The 26,332-nt window shown below is 39.5% G+C and carries 22 protein-coding genes and 1 CRISPR repeat array; of the genes, 13 read left to right on the top strand and 9 right to left on the bottom strand.

Annotated elements, in window-relative coordinates:
* Positions 1-116: 116 nt before the first annotated feature.
* Positions 117-1,313: an NAD-dependent formate dehydrogenase gene (locus FC51_RS03640; protein WP_057911151.1), complete on the top strand. Its 1,197-nt coding sequence runs from the start codon at positions 117-119 to the stop codon at positions 1,311-1,313.
* Positions 1,314-1,413: 100 nt separating this feature from the next.
* On the opposite strand, the gene FC51_RS03645 is transcribed toward FC51_RS03640, so the two are convergent.
* The 3 genes from FC51_RS03645 to FC51_RS03655 form a co-directional block, all read right to left on the bottom strand.
* Entirely contained in the window at positions 1,414-2,421 is a 1,008-nt protein-coding gene (locus tag FC51_RS03645) for a LacI family DNA-binding transcriptional regulator (protein ID WP_065203837.1), read from the bottom strand.
* A 91-nt stretch (positions 2,422-2,512) separates the two neighbouring features.
* The gene (locus FC51_RS03650; protein ID WP_057911152.1) at positions 2,513-3,544 is read right to left on the bottom strand and encodes a lactonase family protein; all 1,032 of its coding nucleotides are present in this window, start codon (positions 3,542-3,544) and stop codon (positions 2,513-2,515) included.
* A gap of 25 nt (positions 3,545-3,569) precedes the next feature.
* A complete protein-coding gene (locus FC51_RS03655; protein ID WP_057911153.1) occupies positions 3,570-4,841 on the bottom strand; it encodes a gluconate:proton symporter in 1,272 nt (423 codons plus the stop codon).
* A 255-nt stretch (positions 4,842-5,096) separates the two neighbouring features.
* Between FC51_RS03655 and FC51_RS03660 the strand changes: the two genes are divergently transcribed.
* The 4 genes from FC51_RS03660 to FC51_RS03675 are packed head-to-tail and all read left to right on the top strand — an operon-like array spanning position 5,097 to position 7,883.
* Positions 5,097-5,843 (top strand): apurinic/apyrimidinic endonuclease family protein, encoded by a 747-nt coding sequence (locus FC51_RS03660; RefSeq protein ID WP_057911154.1) that lies wholly within the window; start codon positions 5,097-5,099, stop codon positions 5,841-5,843.
* Positions 5,844-5,861: 18 nt separating this feature from the next.
* On the top strand, positions 5,862-6,644 hold the full coding sequence (locus FC51_RS03665; RefSeq protein WP_057911155.1) for a glucose 1-dehydrogenase: 783 nt from the start codon (positions 5,862-5,864) through the stop codon (positions 6,642-6,644).
* Positions 6,645-6,662: 18 nt separating this feature from the next.
* Positions 6,663-7,610, top strand: coding sequence for a phosphoglycerate dehydrogenase (locus tag FC51_RS03670; protein ID WP_057911156.1), 948 nt, complete (start codon positions 6,663-6,665; stop codon positions 7,608-7,610).
* A gap of 9 nt (positions 7,611-7,619) precedes the next feature.
* Positions 7,620-7,883: a hypothetical protein gene (locus tag FC51_RS03675; protein ID WP_225355029.1), complete on the top strand. Its 264-nt coding sequence runs from the start codon at positions 7,620-7,622 to the stop codon at positions 7,881-7,883.
* Here the strand turns inward: FC51_RS03675 and FC51_RS03680 are convergent.
* The 3 genes from FC51_RS03680 to alsS form a co-directional block, all read right to left on the bottom strand.
* Complete coding sequence (locus FC51_RS03680; RefSeq protein ID WP_057911157.1) at positions 7,848-9,617, bottom strand: IS1182 family transposase; 1,770 nt, start codon at positions 9,615-9,617, stop codon at positions 7,848-7,850. The two genes, FC51_RS03675 and FC51_RS03680, sit on opposite strands and share 36 nt — an antisense overlap.
* Positions 9,618-9,939: 322 nt before the next feature.
* A CRISPR array of direct repeats spans positions 9,940-10,212; the repeat unit is 29 nt; unit sequence GTATTCCCCACGCATGTGGGGGTAATCCT.
* 125 nt (positions 10,213-10,337) lie between these two features.
* Positions 10,338-11,051, bottom strand: a complete 714-nt coding sequence (budA, locus tag FC51_RS03685; RefSeq protein WP_057911158.1) for an acetolactate decarboxylase — start codon at positions 11,049-11,051, stop codon at positions 10,338-10,340.
* A gap of 18 nt (positions 11,052-11,069) precedes the next feature.
* Positions 11,070-12,746, bottom strand: coding sequence for an acetolactate synthase AlsS (alsS, locus tag FC51_RS03690; protein WP_057911159.1), 1,677 nt, complete (start codon positions 12,744-12,746; stop codon positions 11,070-11,072).
* A gap of 129 nt (positions 12,747-12,875) precedes the next feature.
* On the opposite strand from alsS, the gene FC51_RS03695 reads away from it, so the two are divergent.
* The 8 genes from FC51_RS03695 to FC51_RS03730 all read left to right on the top strand — a co-directional run bounded on the left by FC51_RS03695 (position 12,876) and on the right by FC51_RS03730 (position 23,549).
* Positions 12,876-13,304, top strand: coding sequence for a MarR family winged helix-turn-helix transcriptional regulator (locus FC51_RS03695; protein ID WP_057911160.1), 429 nt, complete (start codon positions 12,876-12,878; stop codon positions 13,302-13,304).
* Between the two features lie 686 nt (positions 13,305-13,990).
* The gene (locus FC51_RS03700) at positions 13,991-15,286 is read left to right on the top strand and encodes a glycoside hydrolase family 28 protein (protein ID WP_057911161.1); all 1,296 of its coding nucleotides are present in this window, start codon (positions 13,991-13,993) and stop codon (positions 15,284-15,286) included.
* 316 nt (positions 15,287-15,602) lie between these two features.
* A complete protein-coding gene (locus FC51_RS03705) occupies positions 15,603-17,126 on the top strand; it encodes an MFS transporter (RefSeq protein ID WP_057911162.1) in 1,524 nt (507 codons plus the stop codon).
* Positions 17,127-17,184: 58 nt separating this feature from the next.
* Positions 17,185-18,294: a glycoside hydrolase family 88/105 protein gene (locus FC51_RS03710; protein WP_065203835.1), complete on the top strand. Its 1,110-nt coding sequence runs from the start codon at positions 17,185-17,187 to the stop codon at positions 18,292-18,294.
* Between the two features lie 14 nt (positions 18,295-18,308).
* A complete protein-coding gene (locus FC51_RS03715; RefSeq protein WP_057911164.1) occupies positions 18,309-19,154 on the top strand; it encodes a sugar phosphate isomerase/epimerase family protein in 846 nt (281 codons plus the stop codon).
* Positions 19,155-19,290: 136 nt separating this feature from the next.
* A complete protein-coding gene (locus FC51_RS03720) occupies positions 19,291-20,916 on the top strand; it encodes a tagaturonate epimerase family protein (RefSeq protein ID WP_057911165.1) in 1,626 nt (541 codons plus the stop codon).
* 20 nt (positions 20,917-20,936) lie between these two features.
* Entirely contained in the window at positions 20,937-22,355 is a 1,419-nt protein-coding gene (gene uxaC, locus FC51_RS03725; protein ID WP_057911166.1) for a glucuronate isomerase, read from the top strand.
* 156 nt (positions 22,356-22,511) lie between these two features.
* On the top strand, positions 22,512-23,549 hold the full coding sequence (locus FC51_RS03730; RefSeq protein ID WP_075141154.1) for a LacI family DNA-binding transcriptional regulator: 1,038 nt from the start codon (positions 22,512-22,514) through the stop codon (positions 23,547-23,549).
* Positions 23,550-23,766: 217 nt separating this feature from the next.
* Here FC51_RS03730 and FC51_RS03735 read toward each other — a convergent pair whose 3' ends face one another.
* The 3 genes from FC51_RS03735 to kduD all read right to left on the bottom strand — a co-directional run bounded on the left by FC51_RS03735 (position 23,767) and on the right by kduD (position 26,329).
* On the bottom strand, positions 23,767-24,414 hold the full coding sequence (locus FC51_RS03735; protein WP_225355057.1) for a bifunctional 2-keto-4-hydroxyglutarate aldolase/2-keto-3-deoxy-6-phosphogluconate aldolase: 648 nt from the start codon (positions 24,412-24,414) through the stop codon (positions 23,767-23,769).
* Positions 24,404-25,390, bottom strand: coding sequence for a sugar kinase (locus FC51_RS03740; protein ID WP_057911168.1), 987 nt, complete (start codon positions 25,388-25,390; stop codon positions 24,404-24,406). The genes FC51_RS03735 and FC51_RS03740 overlap by 11 nt, the downstream gene beginning before the upstream one ends.
* A 123-nt stretch (positions 25,391-25,513) precedes the next feature.
* On the bottom strand, positions 25,514-26,329 hold the full coding sequence (gene kduD, locus FC51_RS03745) for a 2-dehydro-3-deoxy-D-gluconate 5-dehydrogenase KduD (RefSeq protein WP_057911169.1): 816 nt from the start codon (positions 26,327-26,329) through the stop codon (positions 25,514-25,516).
* Between the last annotated feature and the right edge of the window lie 3 nt (positions 26,330-26,332).

The following is a 26,332-nucleotide window of genomic DNA, read 5'->3' on the forward strand; positions in this document are numbered from 1 at the left end:
ATTTATGCCTGACTAAAAAATAAAAAACACTTTGGTTGAAAACGCTTACAGACGTGCTAGAATTTAGACGCTGAGAAATGTTGGTTTGGTTTGCTTTGTAGAAAGGATCGATCACTATGACCAAAGTTTTAGCTGTTCTGTATCCGGACCCCGTTGATGGGTTCCCGCCAAAGTACGTTCGAGATGATGTTCCAAAGATTACCCATTATCCGGATGGATCAACGGTACCGACTCCTGAAGGGATTGATTTCAAGCCTGGCGAGTTACTGGGAAGTGTTTCCGGTGGCCTTGGTTTGAAGAAATACTTGGAGTCAAAAGGGGTTGAATTTGTCGTCACATCCGATAAAGAGGGACCTGATTCCGTATTTGAAAAGGAATTACCAACCGCTGATGTTGTGATTTCACAGCCATTTTGGCCGGCATATCTAACGGCTGATTTGATTGCGAAAGCCAAGAACTTAAAGTTGGCCATCACTGCCGGAATTGGATCTGATCACGTTGATTTGAACGCTGCTAATGAGCACAACATTACCGTTGCCGAAGTCACGTATAGTAACAGTGTCAGCGTGGCAGAAGCCGAAGTCATGCAGTTATTGGCGTTAGTCCGAAACTTCATTCCGGCTCATGATATCGTCAAAGCTGGTGGCTGGAATATTGCTGACGCTGCTTCTCGGGCCTATGATCTTGAAGGGATGACGGTTGGTGTAATTGGCGCTGGCCGAATTGGTCGGGCCGTCTTGGAGCGATTGAAACCATTTGGCGTTAAATTAGTCTACAACCAACGTCATCAATTACCTGCCGACGTTGAGAAGGATCTGGGGTTAACCTACTATCCAGACGTTCATGAAATGGTTAAGGTTGTGGACGCCGTTGTTTTGGCTGCACCATTACACGCCCAAACCTATCACTTGTTTAACGACGAAGTTCTCGCAACGATGAAACGTGGCGCATACATCGTTAACAATAGCCGTGGTGAAGAAGTTGACCGTGACGCTATCGTTCGTGCTCTGAATTCTGGCCAAATCGGCGGCTACTCTGGCGATGTTTGGTACCCACAGCCAGCACCAAAGGATCACCCATGGCGAACAATGCCAAACGAAGCGATGACCCCACATATGTCCGGAACCACATTGTCAGCCCAAGCTCGATACGCAGCCGGCACCCGTGAAATTCTCGAAGATTTCTTGGAGGACAAACCAATCCGTCCTGAGTACTTAATTGCTCAAGGTGGGAGTTTGGCCGGTACTGGTGCCAAATCTTACACCGTTAAGAAGGGTGAGGAGACACCAGGTAGTGGCGAGGATGAGAAGTAGGAGCTCTAAATATTAAACATTGTTACACAAAAATGGTTCATTGGAAACGTTGGGGGAACCCCCCCAATAATTTTCCATGAGCCATTTTTGTCATAGAATTTTAATCAATTAAAGAATTCCGGATTTTTAGCTCACTTTCAACAAGTACCGTTTTCTGAGAAAGAGGGTTGCCGCTTAAAATATTAATTAATATTTCGGCAGATTTTTCACCCATCTTCTTTGGGTTTTGCTGGATTGTTGTTATCTGTGGCTGCATTAACTGTGCCCAATCCCAATCATCAAAAGCTGTCACTCCAATATCTTTTGGGATGAGAATGTGGAACTTTGAGAGTAGTTTCCTAACACGCATTAAGACCGTTCCCTTTAGAGCGTAGATAACGGATTTTGACTTCAACGCATCTGTTTTTTTCATTATTTGTGAATAGATAAAATCATCTGTAGTTTCAGTGTCAATCTCAATACGGTCAACGATTACATTGGTACCTTTAGCTGCATCTTGAACAGCCTGATAACGGTCCATTCTTACTTCATTGTCGGATAGCGGTTCACTAATAGTGATGATTCTCTTATATCCCATCCGAATTATCAGTTCAGATAGAACTTTGGAATAACCATAATTATCCGTGGATACTTCTGGCCAATTCTCTTGGTTAATCTTTCGATCAACAATGACAATTGGGGTGTCAGCGATCCTAATAAACTCATAGTTTTTTGGATCAGTACTGATGGGTTGCAAAATAATACCATCTACTTGAAGGTCTAATAGGCGTTGAAGCTGATTGTGTTCACGTTTGATGGAGTTATCTGAGTTCATGAGTAAAATTTGATAACCATGCTGTTCAAATACTTTATCCGACCCTTTAAATAAAATTGAGGAAAAGATGTTTTCAATATCAGCAACAACCATACCAATTAAATGAGTAGTTTGATTTTTTAAAGATTGGGCTTGAAGATTGATATGGTAGTTAGTATCACTGATTATTTGTTGGACTTTAGTTCGAGTTTCGTCAGACATTTTATCAAAGTGTCCGTTCAAATATCGAGAAACCGTTGCAGTAGAAACCCCTGCCATCCGGGCTATTTCACTGATTGTTAACCGCTTATTCATAATGTTCACCTCGTACTTTCACCTTTTAATTGTACCTGATAACACGATGCTAGTGAACTATATTAATAATTTGCGCATTTAACGATGTGGTTTATTGAGTACAAAGCAAGCATACAGGCTCTGGGATAAAGTTGTCTTTAGACACAAGTGTTAGAGTTCCGTTGGTTGAATCTCTACTGAAAATGGTTACATTATCAGATTTTTGATTTCCGACAAATAAGAACTTTTCTGATTGATCTAGGCAAAATTCGCGAGGAAAACAACCTTCACTTGGCACGTTTTGGACCATTTTTAATGTTTGATCGCTCGCATTAACCTGATAAACAGATATCGAATTATGTCCGCGATTTGATACATATAAATATTTTTCATCATGTGTTAGGTGCATTCCTCCACAGCCATTTTGTCCCACCCAATTATCAGGGATCGTTGAAACTATTTGAGTTTGAGCAAAAGTTTCTGTGCTTGGGTTGTAGATTAATAGACCAATCTGACTTGCCAATTCTCCTAATACATAAGCATGGATGCCATCACGAAGAAAGGTTATTTTTTTCGGCCCGAAACCTTGACGTGTACAAAATGTTGATATTTTGCTTATGACCCGACCATTTTTGTTTATACTAAAAATTAAGATTTCATCGGTTCCCAAATCGGCTATGCAAAGTTTACCGTCAGGTGAAATTTGAGCGTAGTGAACATGAGAATTGCTTTGTTGAGGTAAAATGCCATGACCCATATTATGGATTTCGTCCACTAACTTAATATCTCCATTTTTTTGGATTTTAAATATTTGAACAAATCCATTGTTATAATTACTTGCAAATACCAATTTGTATTTTTCATTGATAGTTATATTCACTGGTGATGAATTATGGAATAAATGCTTTTCAATTTCTTCAATATTATTGGTGGAGTAATCAAATACTGCAACTCCGCCCATACTATCCTCTTGGTCGACAGCATAAATGTTTTGACCGTTTGAGAGTGCTAAATAGGTGGGCGCACCTATCTTTACAGATAAATGTGGGAATTCTAATTTTTGGGAGTCGGTATCGAAATCTGCTTCATAGATACCCTTGGAGTCTCTTGCAGAGTAGGTACCAAAAATAATTGTTTCTTTCAAAGTAAGCCTCCTAGAAAATTGTTTGCTACTTAAACATAACTGCTGCTAGCAATAAGTTGAGAATACTTGTGATCCAACCGAATGGGACACCGGTAATCAAGAACTTTTTAACATCGAGTTTTTCATGTTCCACTACCCATAAGTTCCAAGACTGGGTGATACAAGTCGAAATGGCAATTGATACGCCAGGAACTAAGATGGCGGCGAACGCAAAGTATTGGTTAAAGAATCCGGTTGCAGCAAGTACCGCTGCAGTAGCCGATCCAGCTCCCCACACCATTAATGGTCCTCGGAATAAAGCTAGCGGTGCTAAAACTCCAAAAGCAATTGCTAATACGAGCGGACTGTGAGGGACGATACTTTGCAAAATACCACTAAACCGTGCCGTGTCCTTAACTGCAGCTGCGCTAAACATAGTCAGAAATAGCAACATAATTATTAATCCTGAAATATCAGATATAGCTTGCGAAATAGTTTTATTGATGAGTTCTAGTGCCGACTTATAGGATTTTAGATTCCCGGTAATTAATAATACAAGAAAGATAGATAACATTAATGCAGGAATTGGTTCCCAGTGAAAAGCTAAATTCATAAATACCGGCATGATTGGGAGTACATAAGCAATCTTGGGTACTTTGCTGGTGGATTCATCAACCGATATATTTTTTGCATCATTTTTATGAATGGATTTTGCGTGGATTAAGATAAAAATGATAACAATCAATAATTGGACTGCCATAGCACTGAAGCCATAAGTTAGATATTTTGCGCCATAAACCACCTTAGGGAAGAACAGTTGCAACTGCTTGATAATTACAATATTGACATACATCGGCGCGCCAATTGACATTACAAATGCTGTAATAGCAACATTTTTTGGTAATCCAAGAGATCTTAATATTGGTAACAGAATAACCTCAATGGCAATGACTGCGCCTACTCCATAAGAACTTGTGAAAATAAAAGACGTGACTAAACAAATTAGAATTGTAGCAATTATAGGCCGTTTATAACTGACCTTAATCGTTTGTTCACTTATTGCACCAGCAATTCCGGTATCAACAAGGACCCGCCCAAACCAAGATCCGAAGATGATGACCATAATTGTTGACCCGTAATCTAAGGCAGGTTTGGAGAAAACATTTGTAATTGCATCTTTGTAAGGGATTCCCCCAATAATTGTCCAAAGGATCGCCATTAGGAGAAATCCTATCATAATGTTTCCACCCTTCATCACGAAAGCAATGAAACCAACAAAGGTTAGCAGCAAAAGGATGCCGATAATAATACTTGTCATTTGTACCACACTCCATATATTTTTTTCTTTAGGTAATCGATTAACTGAAATCGGTTACATATTACCCCCAAAAATTGTGAATTGTCAAACAAAAAAGTAAAAACAAAAGAAAAATTTTTGACGTTCCCTATTAAATCCATTAATAACAGGATTTATTTCCTAAAAAATAGTGTTGACTTTGTAATTATGAAAGAATATTATGATGATGTATTAGGGTAATCGATTACATAAAATAATCAATGGAGGTAACAATTTATGAATTCTAACAGATTGGTATTGAACACTTTGGTTAAACAAAGTGAACATAATTCAGGCATCGCTCAAGATAAGTTAGTGACGGAGTTGCTAGACAGCGGAGTTAGTAACATTGAATTACGAAGAGAATATGGAAATTCAACGATTAGTGAATTTGATCGTTTATCAAAATTCCGGATGAAAAAGCGTATCAATTATTTCTATTCGATCCCAGACGATCTATTTATTAACAAACACTTGAACTTAAATATCCTTCAATATGTATCGGAAGCACAACGCTTGGGTGCCAGTTACATTAAGATGAATCTTGGAGATTTTGATGAATCAAACGATACTTTTATTGATTATTTATTGACGATTATTCCCTCTGGTATTCAGTTAAACGTTGAGAATGATCAAACGGAGAGTAATAGTGATATCGAAAAACTGTCTTTGTTCTTCGAAAAATTTGAGGGACGTAATCAGAAAGTGGGATTTGTAAATGATTTAGGAAACTGGATTTTTACAGACCAAGATGCCATAACTGCAACAAATCGATTGCTCAAATATACTCGATTTGTCCATTTGAAGGGTTATGTATTAGATCAAGACAATAAACCAAAGACGGTTTCGTTTGTTGATGGCAAGCTTAACTGGAGGTTGCTGTTGGAAAAGTTTTCGAAGGACTTGCCAATTGCATTGGAGTATCCGGCAGATGATGTTTCATTACAGGCTGATATTCAAACTTTAATAAGTGAAGATCTATAAGTGAAAGAGGTAATAATGATGAGTAAGGAAGCTCAGTTTAGTACGGATAAGTTTCGCTTGGATGGCAAAGTTGCGATTATTACTGGTGGTGCATCGGGTTTGGGCTTTAACTATACAAAAGCTATGTTGATATCTGGCGCGAAAGTTGTCATTGCTAGTTATGATGAAAAAGGATGGGATGAGACAAGTAAATTTGCAAAAAGTGTTAATGGTGAAGTCAAGTTCATTAAGATTGATGTAACTGCTAAAGAGGCACCAGACATAATCGTAAATGCGGCACTTTCAAAATTTCAAAAGATTGATATCTTGGTAAACAACGCAGGAATGCAACGTCGTAATAACTGGGAAGAATTTAAAGATTCTGATTGGAACGCTGTTATTAACCTGAATTTGAATGCGTTATATTTCTTATCGCATGCTGTAGCAAAAGTTATGTCTAAACAAAATTCTGGCAAGATTATCAACATCGGATCGATGCAATCTTTCAGAGCGGGAAAATTTATATTCCCATATACTGCCAGTAAGCATGGAGTAGTTGGGCTTACTAAAGCATATGCTGATGCATTGGCTGAAGACAATATTCAAGTTAACGCAATTGCACCTGGCTATATTGATACACCAATGACAAAAGCACTCCAAGAAGATAAGAGTCGGAATACTGAAATATTGGCGCATATTCCAGCTGGACACTGGGCAGATCCATCAGAATTGATGGGAACCATCGTCTTTCTTGCAAGCGATGCGTCGAATTATGTTACTGGGGTAACGATCCCTGTTGATGGCGGATACTTACTTCGATAAAATGGAGGATTAAAAATTATGGGTAAAAAAGTTGCAGTACCACAGAGCTTGTCACAGGCTGGAAAAGACTATCTTGTGAATCACGGGATGAATGTTGTTGAATTGCCAGATACAAAAGCGGAAACAATTACTTCAAAAGCCGCAGACGTTGATGGTATTGTATTGATGACCGAGCCATTTCCTAATGAAACTATTAATCGGTTACCGAACTTAAAAATAATTGCGCGACATGGTGTTGGCTTTGATAACATAGATACCGATTATATGGCCCAAAATAACATTTGGGTTACAATTACACCAAATGCCAACGCGGCAACAGTTGCTGAAACAACTTTGGCAGAAATTCTTGATATTTCAAAGAATGTAACAGCCATTTCAGATCATATGCGAAAAGGGGATTTTAACTATAAATCATCTCATATGGGATTCGATCTTGCTGGAAAAACACTTGGAATTATGGGATATGGACGAATTGGAAAAATGGTGGCAAAAAAAGTGAGTTCATTAGATTTAAATATCCTTATTTACGATCCATTTGTCAATTCGGCTGAATATGGTAAAGTTGTTGACAAAGAAACCTTGCTTACAAATTCAGATGTGATTACTTTGCATATGGCCGTCACACCAGAAAATAAGCAAGGATTTGCAAAAAGGGAATTCGAATTAATGAAGAAATCTGCAGTATTAATAAACTTGGGGCGTGGGTCTTTAGTTAAACAAGACGACTTAATTGACGCCTTGAAGACACGCGAAATTCGTGCTGCTGCCCTTGACGTATTTGATGAAGAGCCATTACCCTTGACCAGCGATTTTTATAAACTAGATAATGTTTTGTTAACACCACATATTGCTTCCAATACTACAGAGTGTATGGCCAGAATGGCAGTCGACTCTGCGAGTGAAGTCGTAAGGGTTCTTTCTGCGGAAAGTCCGAAATGGCCAGTTAATTCTATTAATCGAAAGTGAGCGATTACAATGATGAAAGATGGACGGACGCGTATAGATGCTGAAAAATTTGCATATAATGCATTGTCGACCATTCATTTTCATGAGACCGATGACTATGAACGGCAGAATAAAGAGCGTTTGGCGGTATTTTTAATGCTAAAATATTTAGCTGATGATTTTAATAATTTAGAGAATAAGGCTTTCGATATAGCTGAAAACAATGACGATCAGTTATCTAAATTAGGATTTCACGAGTTATTGGTACGAATTAATCAGTTGAACAAGTATTAACATTAGCGGTTGCCATGAATTACACGAAAATAATATGGGAATGGAAATATCAAAATATTGATTAGTTTTTGGAAATGAACTGAACGGGGCTGTGACATAAGTCCCAAAATTAAACAGGAGTAAATCAAAAATCGTCTGATTTTTTGATTTACTCCTGTTTTTGAATTGAGATAAATAAAAACTAGTGATCACCGCCACTAGTTTCCTTATATTTAATGCCATCAAGGCAATTCCGGCTTCCTTACGAACCTTCTTGATTCCTCTAACCGAGAATCGTGTGAAACGCAAACAAGCCTTCAGTTGTCCAAATACTGACTCCACGTCGATTTTTCGTCGCGCATAAATCATGGCAGTATTTGGCTCTGAAAGCAGTTCTCGTTCTTTTGCTTTGAAGTATTCCCAGTCTTCATTAATATTAATCTTGCGTACTCGGCCGCCCTTGGTGAGCGCCTCCGGCACGAGCTGATGATTATTGTCACATTTTTCAGCTTCATATTCTTTGAATTGACGCTGGAAGCCAGTCTTCTTGTCCGTACGGGTCCGATAAGCTTTGAAGTCAAATCGCACGCCGAGCGGATCGATATAATAATCATCTTGATCGTGGTAGTCCCAGTTCATAACCTTGCGGTCATCACTTAGCCACTTACGACTGTTTTCTTTAAGCATGGTTCCATATGGGATTAATGCAGTGTGGTCAGGAAAGTTATCTTCAATCTCCCGGTAGTTTGGCTCTGACCCGTAACCCGCATCGGCAACGATAACTTTTCCTAGTATTCCCGCTGCTAGTTGTTGCTGAATAAATGGAATCAAAGTTTTGGTATCTCCCGGATTTTGGAAAATACTGTAAGCAGTTATGAATTGGTGATTTGTGGCGATTTGCAGGTTGTAGGCTGGTTTGAGCTGACCGTTTAACATTGGATCTTCCTTCACCCGCATAAATGTGGCATCGTGATCGGTTTTAGAGTAACTGTTCCGCTGACCGTAGGTCGCCATTTGCTGTTGATGTTCCGCCATTTTATCTTTGCGGTCAGTCAGCTTTCGCTTCAATGATTTGAAGTGCCGGCGTTTTTGTTTTAGTGGGTTAGGCGAAGTCGTCTTGGTTTCCTCAGTCTCGTGATTTAGATCCTCCAACTGTGTCTCTAGCCGAGTAATAACTTCATCTAGCGTTTCCAAACTTAAATCGGTGTCCTTAGGTAAAGTTTGGCTAGCTTGAGCATCCTTTAGTTCTGCCAAAAGTTCGAGGATAGCGGCCCGATTCATGCGATCAAATCGAATGGTATTTTTTCGCCAGACAAATGAATACTTATTGGCATCGGCAAGAATCTTGGTGCCATCAATAAAGCTCACCTCATCAATCAATCCGTTAACTCGCAAGAGTTTGGTAAGCTTCACTAAACTATCATCAAGTAATTTCTGGGTTGTATCCGCCACTCTGAATCGACAGATGGTGCGATAAGATGGGAATTGTTCTTGCGTCAGCCAGCGAGCCGGCAGGCTCTCTTCGGCCAACTGACTAATTCGACGACTACTAAAAATACCTTGAGAATAAGCATAAAACAGTAGTTTGAGCAGGACACTTAAATCATATTCACGTGGCCGGCCAAAGATATAGGGCTCTTTAATGGCTAAGTCTTCAACGACATAATTGATAAAACGGGCCGGATGGTTTTCCTTGGACTCCCAATCAGTTGCGATACTCAAAACGGTTTGGTTTATGTTATAATTATTTTGCATATTGGAACGTCCTTTCGAGGATGATTTCGTAGTCATCGGGGTTCGGCCGATGACTTTTTTTATTTTAGATTATAACAAAAGCGATTCATCGAAAGAAACATTTTTCTTCGATGAATCGCTTATTTTTTGGGACTTATGTCACAGCCCCTTCAGTTCATATTTGTACGGACCGCGTTTTTGTATTTGTGTTGTGGCATTTATGAATTCGTTTATAGTAAACTGTTAGTAGGATCGTTAGATAAAGGGGTAGAGTAAAATACGAACTAATGAAAAATGGTCATTTTATAATTTGAGAATGGCTATGTTTCGGGGTTTGTTTAGTGTATTCCCCACGCATGTGGGGGTAATCCTTTAGGCTTGCTCTCGGTATCAACAGAACTAACGTATTCCCCACGCATGTGGGGGTAATCCTCTGGGGATATGACCAAGAAGCAAGCCAATTCTGTATTCCCCACGCATGTGGGGGTAATCCTCCGTATTCGGTAATCATTCAGGTGATTTAGAGGTATTCCCCACGCACGTGGGGGTAATCCTTTAGTGAAGCTGTTTGAGTTGGCATTTTCTCTGTATTCCCCACGCATGTGGGAGTGATTTTGCCCTCATAAGCTGGTAGCAGGCTATTCGCGTGAAGATCCATTACTGATCAATAAAAAGAATCGTGATCTCAGGATAATTTGCTTCTCCTTCGAATCACGATTTTTTGTAAGTATTGAACTGGATTTATCCTTCAGCGTCATGAATCGCATCGGAAATATTATCAGCCGAAAAATCATGATTCATGTATGCGTCATTGCTAATCGGCAAATGCTGTTCCAGCGTATCAAACAACTGATAGGAAACGGTGCCTTTGTCTAAATGAAATGCCAACACATGGCCGCCAAACTTATGATCATCTGATAAAAAGTGGTGGTGGAAACCCGCGACCGCAGCCCCGTCAAATAATTCCGGAGAATAGTAGCTAATCATTGTTCCATTGACCTGATCACGGGTAAAGATGCTTTGATTACGAGCGGTTTCGGCTAGTGTCTGAAAAGGTGGCACGGATTTCTTAACCGCCCGAGTTTTTATTCCGGAGAAAGTGCCAGTAATTTTGATGGAGAAAAATGTGTTGGTTCCATTTGTGAGTGCACGTACTTTTTTCTCTAATCCTTGTTGTGAGGTGTCTGCTAATTCGACCAATTTCGAGTAGTGGTCATAATGAATATTTGCAAACGGCATGTTAAAGGAATCTGTTACTAAATTAACGTTTCCTTCACTATCAACCTGATAAGGTTCACCATCTAAAATAATTAGCTCACCGTCAAGGCCTTCGCCGGTTCCAATTCCGGTATCACCATGCTTGAGTAAGTCACCCATTTTTAATGTTCCTGTCAACAGTCCCGGAACCAGCAGTGCTAAGGTTCCGTGTTGATATAAGGTTGTATATTGTGTCATCTAAACCCTCCCGTACGTTTAGTTTAAAATATCTTTTAACAGAGCAGATTTTAGTTCAACGTTATCACGATAATCTACCGGGATATCAATTATAACGGGACCATCTGCCTTTTCTGCTTTTTTCAAGGCGTTCTTGAGTTCATCCGTAGTAGTTGCGCGCAAGCCTTTAGCGCCAAAGCTTTCAGCATACTTCACAAAATCGACCGGTCCCAGCTTAACGCCGGCGTTTTTACCATATTTCGCTTCTTCCTGGAATTTCACCATGTCATAATAGCCGTCATTCCAAATGAGCTGGATAATGTTTAATTTAAGCCGGACTGCCGTTTCGAGCTCCTGGCCAGAGAATAGGAACCCACCATCACCAGAAACGGAAATCACTTTTTCATTTGGACGAGTCAACTTCGCCGCAATTGCCCAGGGGAGTGAAACACCCAGGGTTTGCATCCCATTACTAAAAAGTAAGTGGCGTGGTTGGTATGTTCGAAAATGGCGTGCCATCCAAATATAGTGACTTCCGATATCGACCGTAACCGTAGTGTCATCGTCGACTGCCTTTTGCAGGGTATTCACAATTTCTAACGGATGGAGTGTCCCTGGTTTTGGGTTTGTTTTAACATCGCTTTGGCCGTCGAATTCTTCTCGAAGTTTTGCCAAATTCTGATGTGCTGATTCTGACAGCTTATAATCCGTTGGTAATGTATTGGTTAAGGCCGTCACCGTTCCTGCAATATCTGATTCAATGACAACGTCAGGTTGGTAATCAACCGTTAATTCAGGTGCGATCGTATCAATGTGAATGATTTGGTCGTTGTGTTCAATGTTCCAATTTCGAGCTTCGTATTCTACCGGATCGTAACCCAATGCGATGATCAAATCACTTTTCTTTAATAACGTATCACCAATTTGATTTCTGAACAGCCCAACGCGGCCAAAGTAATTGGCTTCAAATTCGTGAGAAATGACACCTGCTCCTTGATAAGTTTCAACGACTGGTAGTGAAACCTTGGCCAACAGTTGGTGGAGCGCATCAGTTACAGGTTGTGAGGATGCCCGCATTCCGGCTAGTATCACTGGAAGCTTGGCATGTGTCAGCATATCAACTATTTTATTGAGAGTTTTACTTGATGTTTGGGTTTGTTCTGCTTCCTGGAGTTGAGCCATTTCTGGCCGGTCAACCGTTTCGCTTAAGACATCGGCGGGTAGTGAAATGAAAGCGGCACCCGGTTTGCCGGAAACCGACGTGTTATAGGCGTTCGTAAAGACTTCTGAAATGTTATTTGGATCTTGGACTTCAACGCTACTTTTAGCCGCGAAGTTCATCAACTCTTTACTAGGGATGCTTTGATGGGTTAATCGGGCGAGGTCGTCTCGGGGAACTTGTCCACCAAGTCCGATTACGGGATCGCCTTCAGCGGTAGCGGTCATAAGCGCCGTCACTAAGTTAGAGACACCGGGCCCAGAGGTCGTCGCAACGACTCCCGGCTTTCCCGTTAAGCGGCCAATCCCTGCTGCAATAAAAGCAGCGTTTTGTTCATGACGCGTCACAATCAGTTTGGGCGCGTTTGGCTGATCTGAATACTGAAGATCTTCAAATAATTGATCAACTTTTGCACCTGGAATTCCAAATACGTATTGGATGTGTTGGTTAATCATCGATTGAATCAAAGCTTGAGAACCACGTTTATTATTTGCCATATCTCGACACCTCTTTATTTTGTGTGTTGATAATTCAACATAGGTTTAAAGATAATGCCGTTGTGTTGAATTGTCAACAAAAAAATGCTAGTCTAAGAATAATATTTCAAAACTCGAAAGGAAATTAATTTGAAAGATATTGGCTACCTCGCACAAGATATTTCGATTTTGCATCGTCAGTATTATAAGGACACGGGAAAATTGTTCAAAGCGCACAATTTGAATCCCACGGCTGCCTGTATCTTACTAACGATCAATGACAATTCACATATTAACCAAAATCAGGTTGCCAAATCCCTGGTGATTGACAAAGGACTGGCAACCCGTGAAATTAAAAAAATGCAGGAACTGGGTTACCTTACTAAAACCCCAGGAAACGGCAAGGCGATTATTTTGAACTTGACTGAAGCGGGGAAGAAAGTGATCCCTATCATTCAAAAGATCAGAAGAAACTGGTGGGAAACCCGATTTTCAGAAACCGGCATCCAACCTGACAGCCCTTTGATTTCTGCGATTGAGACGGTTGTCGATTCGATTATTGATGAAAGTTTGGAGTAGTGATGCGATTGGACAGAATTCCCGTTGGGTGCCTCAAAAACTTCGGTAACTAATGAGCTAACCGCAATTTTAAAGTTTTTGCGTCGAGAACTACGATGATTTCAAAGAGTGTTCATGGTCGACAATACGTATTGGGACTGAGCGAAGAATTAATATCAATGTAAATTGACAACTATAAACTGAACAGATTGGCGATCAGTTTTGGAGCTTAGGAGACTAGTCACCGAAAACATGTTTTAAGTTAGAAAATATGTTCACGTGAACAATAAAAAAGAATTTACCATTTTTCGTTATTTGTGATCAATTGATCTTGAAGATGTTGTTTGCTTTGTGTTTTTTAGAATAGACATTATCATTTAAAATATAAAAGGAATATGAGATTTCTGTTAATCCTGAAATTTAAAATAAAGGAAATTTTTTTCGCCGAATATATTACAAATTTCACAATAAAATAATATGAAAGGCAAAAGCCCATAATATCAGCATTTTTGATTAATTACGGTTAGTGAAATTAATAAACACGCAAAAAATGTTCACGTGTGCAATAAAGTATGATATCATTGTAAGCGTTAACAAAAGGACGACGGTTTTGGTTGTTTTAAAATATGGAATCCATACAAACCTAATTTTGTGTTGTCAGTACTAATTGTATTTTATCTGTGCTGGCATAAGAAGGAGATGTTTTTGTGATCCAGTTGATTGAACCAGATGACAAAAATTTGAAAGATTATACTGATTTGATTCAGCGTGCTATCGATGAGGTCGGAAATAACGGTGGGGGAACTGTCCATGTCAGGTCAGGTAACTATAGACTACGATATCTCGATTTACGGAGTAACTTACATCTTGAACTAGAGGCCGGAGCACATTTGCTTTTTTCCAATACTTTCTCAGACTTCCCGGCTGTAACTTCAAGATTTGAAGGAACGGTGGCTAAGATGCGCCACCCTGACATCTTTGGTGATCATGTTGAGAACGTTTCTATAACTGGTGAAGGGGTTATTGACGGATGCGGTCAAAAATGGTGGGAAATGTTTGTTGCTGCCAAAAAAGGGCCTTTAAAATCACTCAATTATATTCCTTTCGAATATAGCAGACCATTCCTTTTGGCTTTTGACTACTCAAAGCATATCGTTATTCAAGGAGTGACACTAGTCAATTCACCTTCATGGACAGTTCATCCGTTGGAATCGCAGGATATTTTAATTCAAAATATTCGAATTGAAAATCCATTGGATTCTCCCAATACTGATGGTATTGATCCTGAATCTTGTTCCGACGTTAAAATAATTGGAAATTCGATTAGCGATGGAGATGATTGTATTGCAATTAAATCTGGAATTGAGTCGACGCCGGAAAAATCAGTTAGTAAAAATATAATAATCACAAATAATATTATGAAGCATGGTCATGGAGGGGTGGTTTTTGGAAGTGAAATGAGTGGTGGCATTGAGAATGTTATCATATCTAATAATATTTTTTATCATACTGATAGAGGAATCAGAATGAAGACACGTCGAGGAAGAGGGGGATATATAAAAGACGTTGTTATTTCGAATATTACTATGACAGATGTATTAAGTCCGATAACAATTAATGAGTTTTACGGAATGAGTGGATCCGTAAATGATAATTACCTGTCCAAATTTCCTCAGCCAATTAATACTGGGACACCAAAAATTAGTAATATTAAGTTAAGCAATATCATTGCAACAAACGTTCGTTCCGTAGCGGCCTTTCTATATGGGCTTCCAGAATCTCCGATACAAAATGTATCAATATCTGACTATTCGGTATCAATGAGTGGTTCCTCAGAAAAAGAGAAGCCAGAGATGATTACCGAAAGTCAAGCGTATGCTGACTCAGGATTTTGGCTAGAGAATACGTTGAAATTAAATTTAATAAATACCCATGTAGAAAATATGAAAACTAATAAATTTGTTCATCAAGAAAATAATATTAATTTTAAAGAGAAATCATAGTGTAACAACACTGTTGCCTATCACTTCCAAACTAAATCTTAGTATTAAATAATCGATTATTCAAAATGATTGATCAGGAAAAATTGGGGATAAGCTTTTAAGAATTATGGAAATGGTTACTAAGTTTTTTAAATTAAAAACACAACATTAGTTTTTTCTTGGATCCCCTAAGACCATATATAAACTATGTATGGCTAGGAATGAATTAATTATATTATTTAGCAATTATCTTAATCAATAATGCGCAAAACAAAGGTTTTAAATTCATAAATGTAAGCGATAACAAAAAACGATTAAACAATTAGGAGTGTACGTCATGAAAACAAAGAAAAGAAAAATTACGTTATTGACTCGTCTAGCATATGGAAGTGGGAACTTACTAGGAAGTGGCGCGTTAGCGATTTCCGGAGCCTGGTTGTTATTCTTTTATACAACATTTTGTGGCCTGCCAGTTTTTCAAGCCGCACTAATTTTTTCGATTTCCACATACTTGGATGTTATTTTAAATCCGTTAATGGGATTTATTACTGACAACTTTTATAATACTCGAATTGGGAAAAAGTTCGGTCGTCGACGCTTCTTTATCTTAATTGGTATTCCTTTAATGATTATTTATCCTCTTTTATGGATTACAGGGATGAATTTCTTCTATTACCTATTTACCTATATTATGTTCGAGATGACTTACACTATGGTAATGATTCCGTATGAGACATTGGCAGTTGAAATGACTAGTTCATTCACCGAAAGAACCTATTTAACTGGATTTAAGGCAATGTTTGGGAAAGTTGCTAATTTTATCGGTGCGGCATTGCCTGGTGTCTTCTTCGCACTGTTAGGGAAAAACTCGCCATATTCATTTTTAGCAACTGGAATTGTCTACGGAACAATCATGATAATTGCTCTTTCACTACTGTACTTTAATTCGTGGGAACGTCCTGCTGCAGAAGTAAAAGAAGAACATGTTGACAGCATCTGGGATGGCTTTAAGAAATTGTTTATTGATATTTTCTCAACTCTTAGAATTCGGGCATTTCGGGATCATTTAGGTATGTACTTGTTTGGGTTTGGATCTGAATGGTTATTCACAGCTGTGTTCACGTATTATATTGTGTTTGTCCTTGGTCAACCCTCTACTTTTGTTTCCGAAATGAATAGCATGAGTGCAATCTTACAGTTGGGATCTACTGCACTATTTATGTTTATCTGTGCAAAAAAAGGATTTACAAAGCCATTTTCATTCGCATTAGGTATGGTAATCTCAGCAGTCCTAGCGTATGGTGCAATTTCATTCTTACACTTATCTAACATTGCTGGGATTGTAATCGCTATCACAGCGTGGTTCGGACTTGGAACCGGTGGTGTTTATTATATCCCGTGGACAACCTATGTTTTCATGGCAGATATTGATGAAGTCGTAACCAATAGAAGACGAGAAGGTATATACTCGGGTGCTATGACCATGGCGGGTAAGCTGATTCGAGCAACAGTGGTATTTATCCTTGGAGTTGTTCTTCAATTCTTTGGATTTAAAGAAGGAGCTACAACCCAACCCGCAAGTGCAATTAATGCAATATTAGGTGTTATGGTCTTCGGAGTCATTACACTTGCAGTACTTGGTATTATCTGCTCTTCAAGATTGAAACTAGACAAACGGAGTCATCAACTTATCCTTGACGAGCTGGACCGTGTTCATAAGGGTGGCAGTCTTGAAGATGTTACTCCTGAAACTCGAAAGGCCATTAAGGAATTAAGCGGTTTTGATTATGAAGATTGCTTTGGAAATAACAACGTTGGGTATCATGAAAAAAAAGAACCACAAGTTAATTTGAATAATTAGCGGTTCAAACTAACTCTAAACGATTATTTACAACTGTGATGGTAAAGGAATGTTAAAAATGAATACAAATGATGTTAAAGATTGGTCTAATTTATGTGCACAAACAATGATTAAAAGAGAACCGAACTTAGATACTGGAAAATGGCGATATGAAGACGGTTTAATGCTTGACGGTATGTATGATGTATTTCGACGAACAGGAAACACAAAATATTTTGACTATATTAGTCATAACCTTGATAGATTTATTGGTGAGGATGGGTCAATAAAAGGATATAATCCCGAAGAGGAACAGCTTGATCACATTAACAATGGGAAAGCTATTTTGAATGCTTTTGAAGTAACAAGAAAAAGCAAGTATAAGAAAGCAGCTACTATGCTTTTTGATCAACTTAAATCTCAACCAAGGACGGAGAATGGAGTTTTTTGGCATAAAAAGATATATCCCAATCAAGTTTGGCTTGATGGTGTGTATATGGGAGATGTTTTTTACGCACGCTATCAGAAGATGTTTGATATTGATGATTTTATGGAAGACGCGGCGGAACAAGTCATTTTGGCATATCAACTCACTAAGGATGATAATATCGGCCTATGTTATCACGCCTTTGATGGTAACAAACAAATGATCTGGGCTAATAAGGAAAACGGCCATTCTCCTCACTTTTGGACTAGAAGTATCGGGTGGTTTGTTATGGCAATGGTAGATATTCTTGATTATTTACCAAGTAGCCTTCCTCAAAGGAAACAAATCATTTCAATTTTGCAGGAACAATTGAATCTGTTAAGGCTTTATTCCGATACAAAAACAAAGTTGTGGTACCAAGTTACTGATGAGGGGGACCAACCCCTAAACTATTTAGAGTCTTCAGGGACTTTGATGATTCTAAATGCAATTGCAAAAAGTATCAGAAAAGGGTATTTAGTAAAACAAGAATGGGCTGGTTTTTTGACAAAAAGTTTTCAAAACGCACTGAGTCATTTTATTTCGATTGATGCCCAGGGTTATGTAAATGTTCACAAGATTGTATATGTAAGCGGGCTAGGTGGTGCAGATAATCGCGATGGTTCGTTCGAATATTATATGAGTGAACCCATTGTAACAAACGATCATAAAGGCATAGGACCATTCTTAATGTTAGCGAATGAAATGCAAGATTTTAACTAAAGAGGCTAATGATTTTGGATAAAATTAGATTGGGTATTCGAACACATGACTTGAAAGCTAGTTCTTTTGAGGAACTTAAAGGAATATCTTCCAAGATTGGAATCGCCAACTTCCAATTTTCACCGACAAAATTACCCTTTGTTCAGACAAATGGAAATAAACTTGGATACGGATTTACGACATATTTGGATCAACAGTTAAGTGATCTAGGTTTAAATATTCCAATTCTTGGATGCTATGTGAATATCATTGATTCTGACCCTGAAGTACGTAAGAGTAACTTATCACTTTTTGAAAACTACTTAACTGCAGCCACTTTTTTTAAAAAATCGCCTATTGTTGCGACCGAAACAGGAAGTGTTTCAGGCAAAGGATATACTACTAAAAATTATTCGGATCAAGTTTTTGAAATGGTTCTTGAATCTGTTGCGAAATTAGTCCAAGTTGCTGAAAATCTTGGTGTAATTATGGCAATTGAACCAGGAGTAAATCACCCTGTATACAACTTAAAAAGGACCGAGCAATTGCTGGCAAAAATTGATAGTCCAAATTTAAAGCTAATTTTTGATCCAGTAAATTTATTAAATAACCACAATTATACTAATCAACGACAAATCATCAATAAGTTTTATGATTCTTTTGGTCAAAAAATTATTGCGGTTCATCTAAAAGACTTCGTTTTTAAGACGGGAAATCTTCAGATGGCAGCTTTGGGGACGGGGATGTTTGATCAACAATACTTTTTGACAGAAACAGCTAAGCGATATCCATATATGTATTGTTTATTAGAAAGCATTTCAAGAGAACAGGTACCTGCAGCAATTAATCTGATTTCGAAGTGGGTAGAAATCGAACCATGATAAGACGCATTTAAAAAACGGCACGAACATTGTCGGTGCCGTTTTTTATCGTTATGAAGCAAATAACTAAGACAAGAATTTATTAAATCTAGAGATTATCTTTTAAAATAACAAAACTAATTGGAGGAAACATATCATGGACTTAAATAACTTATTAATCGACGTTAAAGAAATTTTAGATGCAGATGGTGATTACACGAATCTGTTGAATCAAGAGATTTACGCACCATCAATTCAAATCGATCGAAGAAACGTTTATTTCATCCTTCATCACGTCAATAATGAAGGCATTATTGAAAAGAGCTTGGTTGTTTATGAAAATCGTTTAACAGCTGGTGATTTTGAAGCTCAAGCAACGATGGATGACCGAGATTCAACACTGCTTGTCGGTGAACTAAATGAACGCAATAACGATGCTTTGGCTAAACGTTTCCAATGGATCCGGCCAACTTCTCGGCGTAACTATAAATATACATTTGGACTGGGAGATCGCCTTGGCAATGCCTCAAATGCCCATTTGCGTTTATTTAAAGGACGTGGCATTATGCCCGTTCTGGCACAACAATCAATTCGTGAGTTAGTTTTGATGCACCGCACCAATACCGACGTTTTCCAATCAGCATCATGGGCGGTCTTTGAAGAAGGCTTCACATACGGTTGGGGAGCTGACGGCGATCACGTTAAAACACCTTATGAAGTTGACTACGCGGTTAAAATTGGCTGCTCAATGATCACCTTGGATTGTACTGATGAGATCAACAACGACATCGTTGAATTAAATGATGACGACCTCGATCAACGTTTTAACCAGCTTGACCCTGACCAGATTAAATACTTCAATGATACCTATTTGAACAAGACATTTGATTTGGGCGATGGTCGTTCAGTTAAATTCACCAAGCATGATGTTGAAGAATCAGCATTGACATTCTACGACGCCATCTTGTTTGCAACAACCATCTACAACAAATTCGTTGTCCCATATAACTTGGACTTTGAAATTTCAATGGATGAAACGCCTTATCAAACGACCAACCCTAATCACTACTTCTTCGCTAATGAATTAAACCGTCGTGGCATTACACCAGTTACCATGGCACCACGTTTCTACGGTGAATTCCAAAAAGCAATCGACTACATTGGCGATACGGAGCGCTTTGAACGTGAATACGTGATTCACGAAGCAATTGCTGAACACTTTGGTTACAAACTTAGCATCCACTCAGGATCAGACAAGTTGTCCGTTTACGAAATTATTGGCCGCGTTTCGAAGCAACATGGCTGGCACGTTAAAACCGCCGGAACCAACTGGTTGGAAGCATTGCGGGTTATCGCTCACAAGGATCCAAAATTCATGTTGGAACTGTACAAATTCTCATATGAGAACCTGGACGACGTTAAAGACTTCTATGTGTTCAACGCCCAAACCAATGGGACTGCACCTAAGCCTGAAGATATGAACACTGAAAACGTCATGGACTTGTTGGACGATGATGATGCCCGTCAAATTCTACACACGATGTATGGCTCCATCATGAACTTGAAGCATAACTATCACTATGTATACCGCGACAAGCTCTGGAACATCTTGCTTAAGAACCAGGCACTTTACGACCGTTACTTGAACATTCACATTGCTGAACATTTGGATCTTCTCCAAGGTGTCGTTAAGACTAAGGATGAAGCCAGAGAAAAATATGAACCTAAGAGTGATATCTCAAAGGAATCAGCAGCAGAGCTTCAAGCAACCTCAAAAGACTAAGAAGGAGCGATTAATCAATCATGAGTTTATTAGATGATGATTTCCTGTTAGGTAATGACACGGCCAAGACGCTATTTCATGATTATGCGGCAAAAATGCCAATTATCGATTTTCATTGCCATTTAAATCCTGAAGAAATCTATGAAAACAAAAACTACCCAAACATTACGCGAATTTGGCTGAACGAAGGCACATATGGGGACCATTACAAATGGCGCCTGATGAGAGCCAACGGCGTTGATGAAAAGTATATTACCGGTGACGGTGATGAATACAAAAAGTTTATCGAATGGGCAAAAACGATTGAAAATTCTTATGGTAACCCATTATATGAATGGACCCACTTGGAATTGCGCCGTTTCTTCCATATTGACGAAGAGTTGACCGAAGAATCAGCTCCTCGAATCTGGGAGAAAGCGAACGAACTATTACAGACAGACGATTTCAAACCACGCAACTTGATCAAAAATTCCAATGTCCAGGTGGTTTGTACGACAGACGATCCCGCTTCTGATTTGAAGTATCACAAGCTACTTAAAGAAGAGGAAGCTCAAAGTGGCTTCAAAACCCTCCCTGCGATGCGTCCGGATAAGCTGATTCAGATTGACCGGGATTCTTTCGGTGAGTATCTCAAGACGCTCGGCGACGTATCCGGCGTTGAAATTAATAACTTTGCTGATATCGTCAAGGCGCTTCATCAACGTTTCGAATTCTTTAACGACATGGGCGGCCGGCTTTCGGATCATTCATTGCTGACTTATCACTTCAAAGAAGCCAGCGATGAGGAACTCAATGCGATCGTTAACAAGGGTATGCAAAATGAAGCATTGACTCAAGATGAGATTGACCAATATTTGACAATGTTGCTTGAGAACTTGATGAAACTAAATGCTGAATTTAATTGGACGATGCAGTTTCATATCAACTCAAATCGTGATTTGAACCGGCCGATGTTTGATAAGATTGGACCAGATACGGGATACGACGCCGTTGGGACCCAGCCGGATATCGTCAGCCACATCACCAAGCTTTATACGAAGATGCAAGATACGCATGATGTTCCCAAGTCGATCTTTTACTCATTGAATAACAATGATTGGATGGAATTGGCAACCATGATGGGTTGCTTCCAGGGCGAGACCGTCCAAAAGCTGCAACTTGGTGCAGGATGGTGGTTCAATGATACGGCTGAGGGGATGGATAACCAGCTGCGAATCTTTGCCCAACAAAGCTTACTGCCGCATTTTGTCGGAATGTTAACCGATTCGAGAAGCTTCCTATCCTATCCGCGGCATGAGTACTTCCGTCGGGTATTATGCAACTTCTACGGCAAATTGGTCGAACAAGGCCGGGTTCCCAACAACGAGGAAAAGCTTGGCAAGATTGTTCAAGACATTGCGTATAATAATGCGCGAAATTACTTTGGCTTTTTAGATTAGTTGAAAACGTGATAAATGGTTTATAAGGGGGATGGCTTTGTATGTGGCCATCCTCCTTTGTATTCCGTGAATGAGATTAATCAGCTTGACGGATTCGAGATATAACGCGATAATTATTTTCGATATCATTAACGTCGTGAAAAGGGGGCCTGAGACTTGAAACAGATTGATAAAAATGAAAATGCAGTTACGATTCGGACAATTGCCAAAATGGCAAACGTGTCCCATACGACGGTCTCTAGAGCCCTCAATGGAAGTGCCTTGGTCAAGCCGGCTACGCGGGAAAAAATCGCCGAGATTGCCCGTCAAATTGGCTACGTGCCTAATATCAGTGCGAAAAGTCTTGTGACTAATCGTTCCTATATGATCGGTATCTTTTTTACTAATTTGGATACGGGAACGTCTGCTAGCTTTTTAACTGAGGTTATTGAACAAGCACAGGGGCTCTTGCCAAAGGGGTATTCGCTGTCAATTAACAGCGTCGACAATGCGATGGATGGTCAGGGAATCTCGGTTAGCAACTTTGATGGAGTGATTGTGATTAGTCAGTCGGAATCTGATGATGAGTTTATCGAATACCTTCATAAAACCGGGATTCCACTGGTCGTGTTGAACCGGGTAATTGAAAGAACCGATATTAATAACTATGCCATTGGTGATGAGCTGGGTGGTAAGATTGCGACGGAGTATGCCATTCGAATGGGCCATAGGAAGTTTGCCCTGATCAAAGGGTTAAGCACGTTTGAATCATCTAAACAACGTACCATCGGCGTCAAAGAAGCGATGAGTGCCCATCACATTCAAATCGCCCCTGACATGGTTAAGCAGGGCGACTACAAATCAAAAAGCGGCAACGTCTTGATGCGCCAAATTCTTTCCAGCGGCAGCGTTCCAACCTGTGTGATTTGTGAAAACGATGATATGGCACTGGGGGCACTGAATGCCTGCATTGAATTGGGCTATCAGGTTCCACGTGACATTTCGATTATTGGATTCGATGATATGGCCTACTCCAAATACTTGGTGCCACCCCTGACAACTGTTCGTAAGCCAACGCCAACCATTATCAGCATGGGTGTCTCCCAGTTGATGGCAATCGTTGAGAATGGCCAGCAGGATGACATCGAGCAAAAAGTGGTTGATCCTGAGATTATTGTGCGTAGTTCAGTGTTGAATGTGACTGCGGATAAGTAAATGAGTGGGTTGATTGTGGATCTTTCTTCATGGTTATGTGCCGTTGGTGGTTAGCAATTTGAAGGAAGGCTTTTTAGATAAGATTATTATGTAGAAAGTAAGTGAAGTGAAAGTAGAGTGTACATCAAATGCGATAAGATACATTCTTTGTAAGTTCTTATAACAATTAGACACATCGGTTCCATATAAAAAAGATCCAGTTTCCTGGATCTTTACGCTAATCAAGAATACGGTTAATTTCAGATTTAAAGTCACTTGCATTTTTGGTTACTTGTTCATAATCCCCTTTGCTGGCAGGGCCCACCATTTGGCCACCAACACCAACAATTTTCGCACCCTTATTAAACCATTCTTCCAAGTTATCTAAATGGACGCCTCCTGTAATCATTAACTTGGCTTGTGGAAATGGTCCGTGAATTTCAGATACCATAGAACTACCAACAATTGACCCTGGGAACATCTTAATGATATCGACACCATACGTCAATGCCTTTTGAATATCAGTCGGAGTCATGCACCCTGGAATGTAAGGTACGGTATACAAGTTACAAATCTTTGCTACTTCTGTTGAGAATGATGGGCTGACGATGAACTTAGCACCGGCAATGATAGCAATTCGCGCGGTAGCCGGATCAAGGACCGTTCCTGCACCGATAAGCACTTTTGAGTCGTTGGCGTATTCTTTATTTAATTGGTCTATTACTTTGTCGGCGTTTGGGGCTGTGAAAGCCAACTCAATTGCACTAACACCACCCTTAATGCAAGCCTTTGCCGTCTTATAAGCTTCTTCTTTTGAGTTTCCACGGACAACAGCAACGATTCCAGCTGCTTGAACCTTTTCTAATACTCTAGATTTATCTAACAACATTATTCACTCCGTTTTCTTCAGAAATTCCTACCTTTTTATAAAAATTTTTAAGTTCCTCACTGGATGGATAGCCATCATTATCTCCCGGCGTTTGGACCTGCATGGCTCCAATGGCATTTCCACGTAATACGGCAACTTCCGTCGACTTATTTTCTAAAAGTGCTGTGATTAGTCCCAGCGCAAATCCGTCTCCTGCTCCTACCGTATCAATAACTTTTGCTACTTTAAATCCAGGAATAAACCTGCCTTGATCTTCACTGGTTTTTACGTAAGCACCTTTTGAACCAACTTTAACGACAACTGTCTTAGTTTGGCCTTGGTTCAGATAGAAGTTTGCAATTTTTTCTGGATCATCAGTGCCAACCAATACTTTTCCTTCATGAATGCCAGGTAAGACAATATCTGAGTGACTTGCTAACTTATTGATTGTATTGCGCATTATCTGAGTGTTTTTCCAAAGTGCGGGACGGAGATTAGTATCAAATGTGATTAAAATATGCTGATCATTCAACCGTTTCATTAATAGTTGAAGTGTTTCTAAGGCGGTTTCGGAAATTGCGGGGAAAATACCTGTTAAGTGAGCTATCTTAACACCGGACAAATCAATAGACTTAATTGATGACGGGGTTAAATGGCTGGCTGCCGAACCTTTGCGATAGTTAGCAACTTCAGGGTCGCCGTAGGATACCAGTTGCTTTAACTGATGACCGGTTGAATGATTCGGATCTTTAAAAACATAGTCTGTTCCAATGTCCATTTGATCAATTGTCTTTGTAATATACATGCCTAATGGTTCCTGTCCAACTTGGGTAATATATTGGACAGAATGCCCAAGTCGCCTAGTTCCAATAGCAACATTCAATTCAGCTCCCCCGATTCCTTTATGAAATTCGGTGGCATCTGTTAGCGATAAATTTTCCTGTTTAGCTGCGAAGACAACCAATGGTTCGCCAATTGTAATTAATTCGGTCACCTTTTTCGCCTCCTTATTTAAAGACCTTCTAATTTTCATAGTTTTCCCGTTTATTTGTGGCATTTTTCACAATAAATTCAAAATAAAAACAGAGTTTAAGCCCTGCTTATATTTTGCCTATTTTTATCGAACTAGGTATCCACCGTCAACTGGAATAATGGCTCCGTTAATGTAATTAGCAGCGTTACTTGCCAGATAAACTGAGATGCCCATGAGCTCGTATGGTTCACCCCAATGCCCCGCTGGAATCCGGCCCAATATTTCGTTATTACGAGATTCATCGGCTCGAATCGGTTCTGTGTTAGCTGTTTTTATATATCCCGGCGCGATTGCATTCACCTGGACATTGTAAGCAGCCATCTCACTTGCAAAAGCTTTTGTTAATCCAGCCACACCATGTTTTGCTGCTGTGTATGACGGGATAAACTTGCCACCTTGGAAAGAAAGCATTGATCCTATGTTGACGATCTTTCCGGATCTTTGCTTGGCAAATTCTTTGGAGGCTGCTAATGACAAGTGGTAAACAGCGGAAAGATTGATCGCGATTACGTTATCCCAGTCTTCATCATTTGATTGAAGTAAAGGGTTCCGTTTAATCATTCCAGCATTGTTAACTAAGATGTCAATGTGGCCGAACTTTCTCATGGCTTCAGATACTACTTTGTCAGCAATTCCCTCTTTTGTTAAGTCAGCCTGCATGAATTCGACTCTTTGTCCTCGATCTTCAATTAACTTACGGGTATCATCCCATCCTTGCTCACCAAAAGTTGGAATAAATACATCCGCACCAGCTTCCGCCATTGCAACGGCATATCCTTGACCTAAACCAGTGTTACCACCCGAAATAATTGCAACCTTACCCTTCAGGCTGAACCACGACATCTTAAATTGATTAAGAGATTCAGTATTATGGTTAATTTCTTCTTTTGATTGTGCCATCGA

This window comes from Lentilactobacillus parabuchneri DSM 5707 = NBRC 107865, assembly GCF_001435315.1.
GTDB lineage: Bacteria > Bacillota > Bacilli > Lactobacillales > Lactobacillaceae > Lentilactobacillus > Lentilactobacillus parabuchneri.

Excerpts from the sequence above, each read along its gene's own strand:
- FC51_RS03675 (WP_225355029.1), top strand. The coding sequence starts at position 7,620 with ATGATGAAAGATGGACGGACGCGTATAGATGCTGAAAAATTTGCATAT.
- FC51_RS03665 (WP_057911155.1), top strand. The coding sequence starts at position 5,862 with ATGAGTAAGGAAGCTCAGTTTAGTACGGATAAGTTTCGCTTGGATGGC.
- FC51_RS03660 (WP_057911154.1), top strand. The coding sequence starts at position 5,097 with ATGAATTCTAACAGATTGGTATTGAACACTTTGGTTAAACAAAGTGAA.
- alsS (WP_057911159.1), bottom strand. The coding sequence starts at position 12,746 with ATGGCAAATAATAAACGTGGTTCTCAAGCTTTGATTCAATCGATGATT.
- FC51_RS03670 (WP_057911156.1), top strand. The coding sequence starts at position 6,663 with ATGGGTAAAAAAGTTGCAGTACCACAGAGCTTGTCACAGGCTGGAAAA.
- FC51_RS03720 (WP_057911165.1), top strand. The coding sequence starts at position 19,291 with ATGGACTTAAATAACTTATTAATCGACGTTAAAGAAATTTTAGATGCA.
- FC51_RS03710 (WP_065203835.1), top strand. The coding sequence starts at position 17,185 with ATGAATACAAATGATGTTAAAGATTGGTCTAATTTATGTGCACAAACA.
- FC51_RS03705 (WP_057911162.1), top strand. The coding sequence starts at position 15,603 with ATGAAAACAAAGAAAAGAAAAATTACGTTATTGACTCGTCTAGCATAT.
- FC51_RS03680 (WP_057911157.1), bottom strand. The coding sequence starts at position 9,617 with ATGCAAAATAATTATAACATAAACCAAACCGTTTTGAGTATCGCAACT.
- uxaC (WP_057911166.1), top strand. The coding sequence starts at position 20,937 with ATGAGTTTATTAGATGATGATTTCCTGTTAGGTAATGACACGGCCAAG.
- budA (WP_057911158.1), bottom strand. The coding sequence starts at position 11,051 with ATGACACAATATACAACCTTATATCAACACGGAACCTTAGCACTGCTG.
- FC51_RS03640 (WP_057911151.1), top strand. The coding sequence starts at position 117 with ATGACCAAAGTTTTAGCTGTTCTGTATCCGGACCCCGTTGATGGGTTC.
- FC51_RS03645 (WP_065203837.1), bottom strand. The coding sequence starts at position 2,421 with ATGAATAAGCGGTTAACAATCAGTGAAATAGCCCGGATGGCAGGGGTT.
- kduD (WP_057911169.1), bottom strand. The coding sequence starts at position 26,329 with ATGGCACAATCAAAAGAAGAAATTAACCATAATACTGAATCTCTTAAT.
- FC51_RS03655 (WP_057911153.1), bottom strand. The coding sequence starts at position 4,841 with ATGACAAGTATTATTATCGGCATCCTTTTGCTGCTAACCTTTGTTGGT.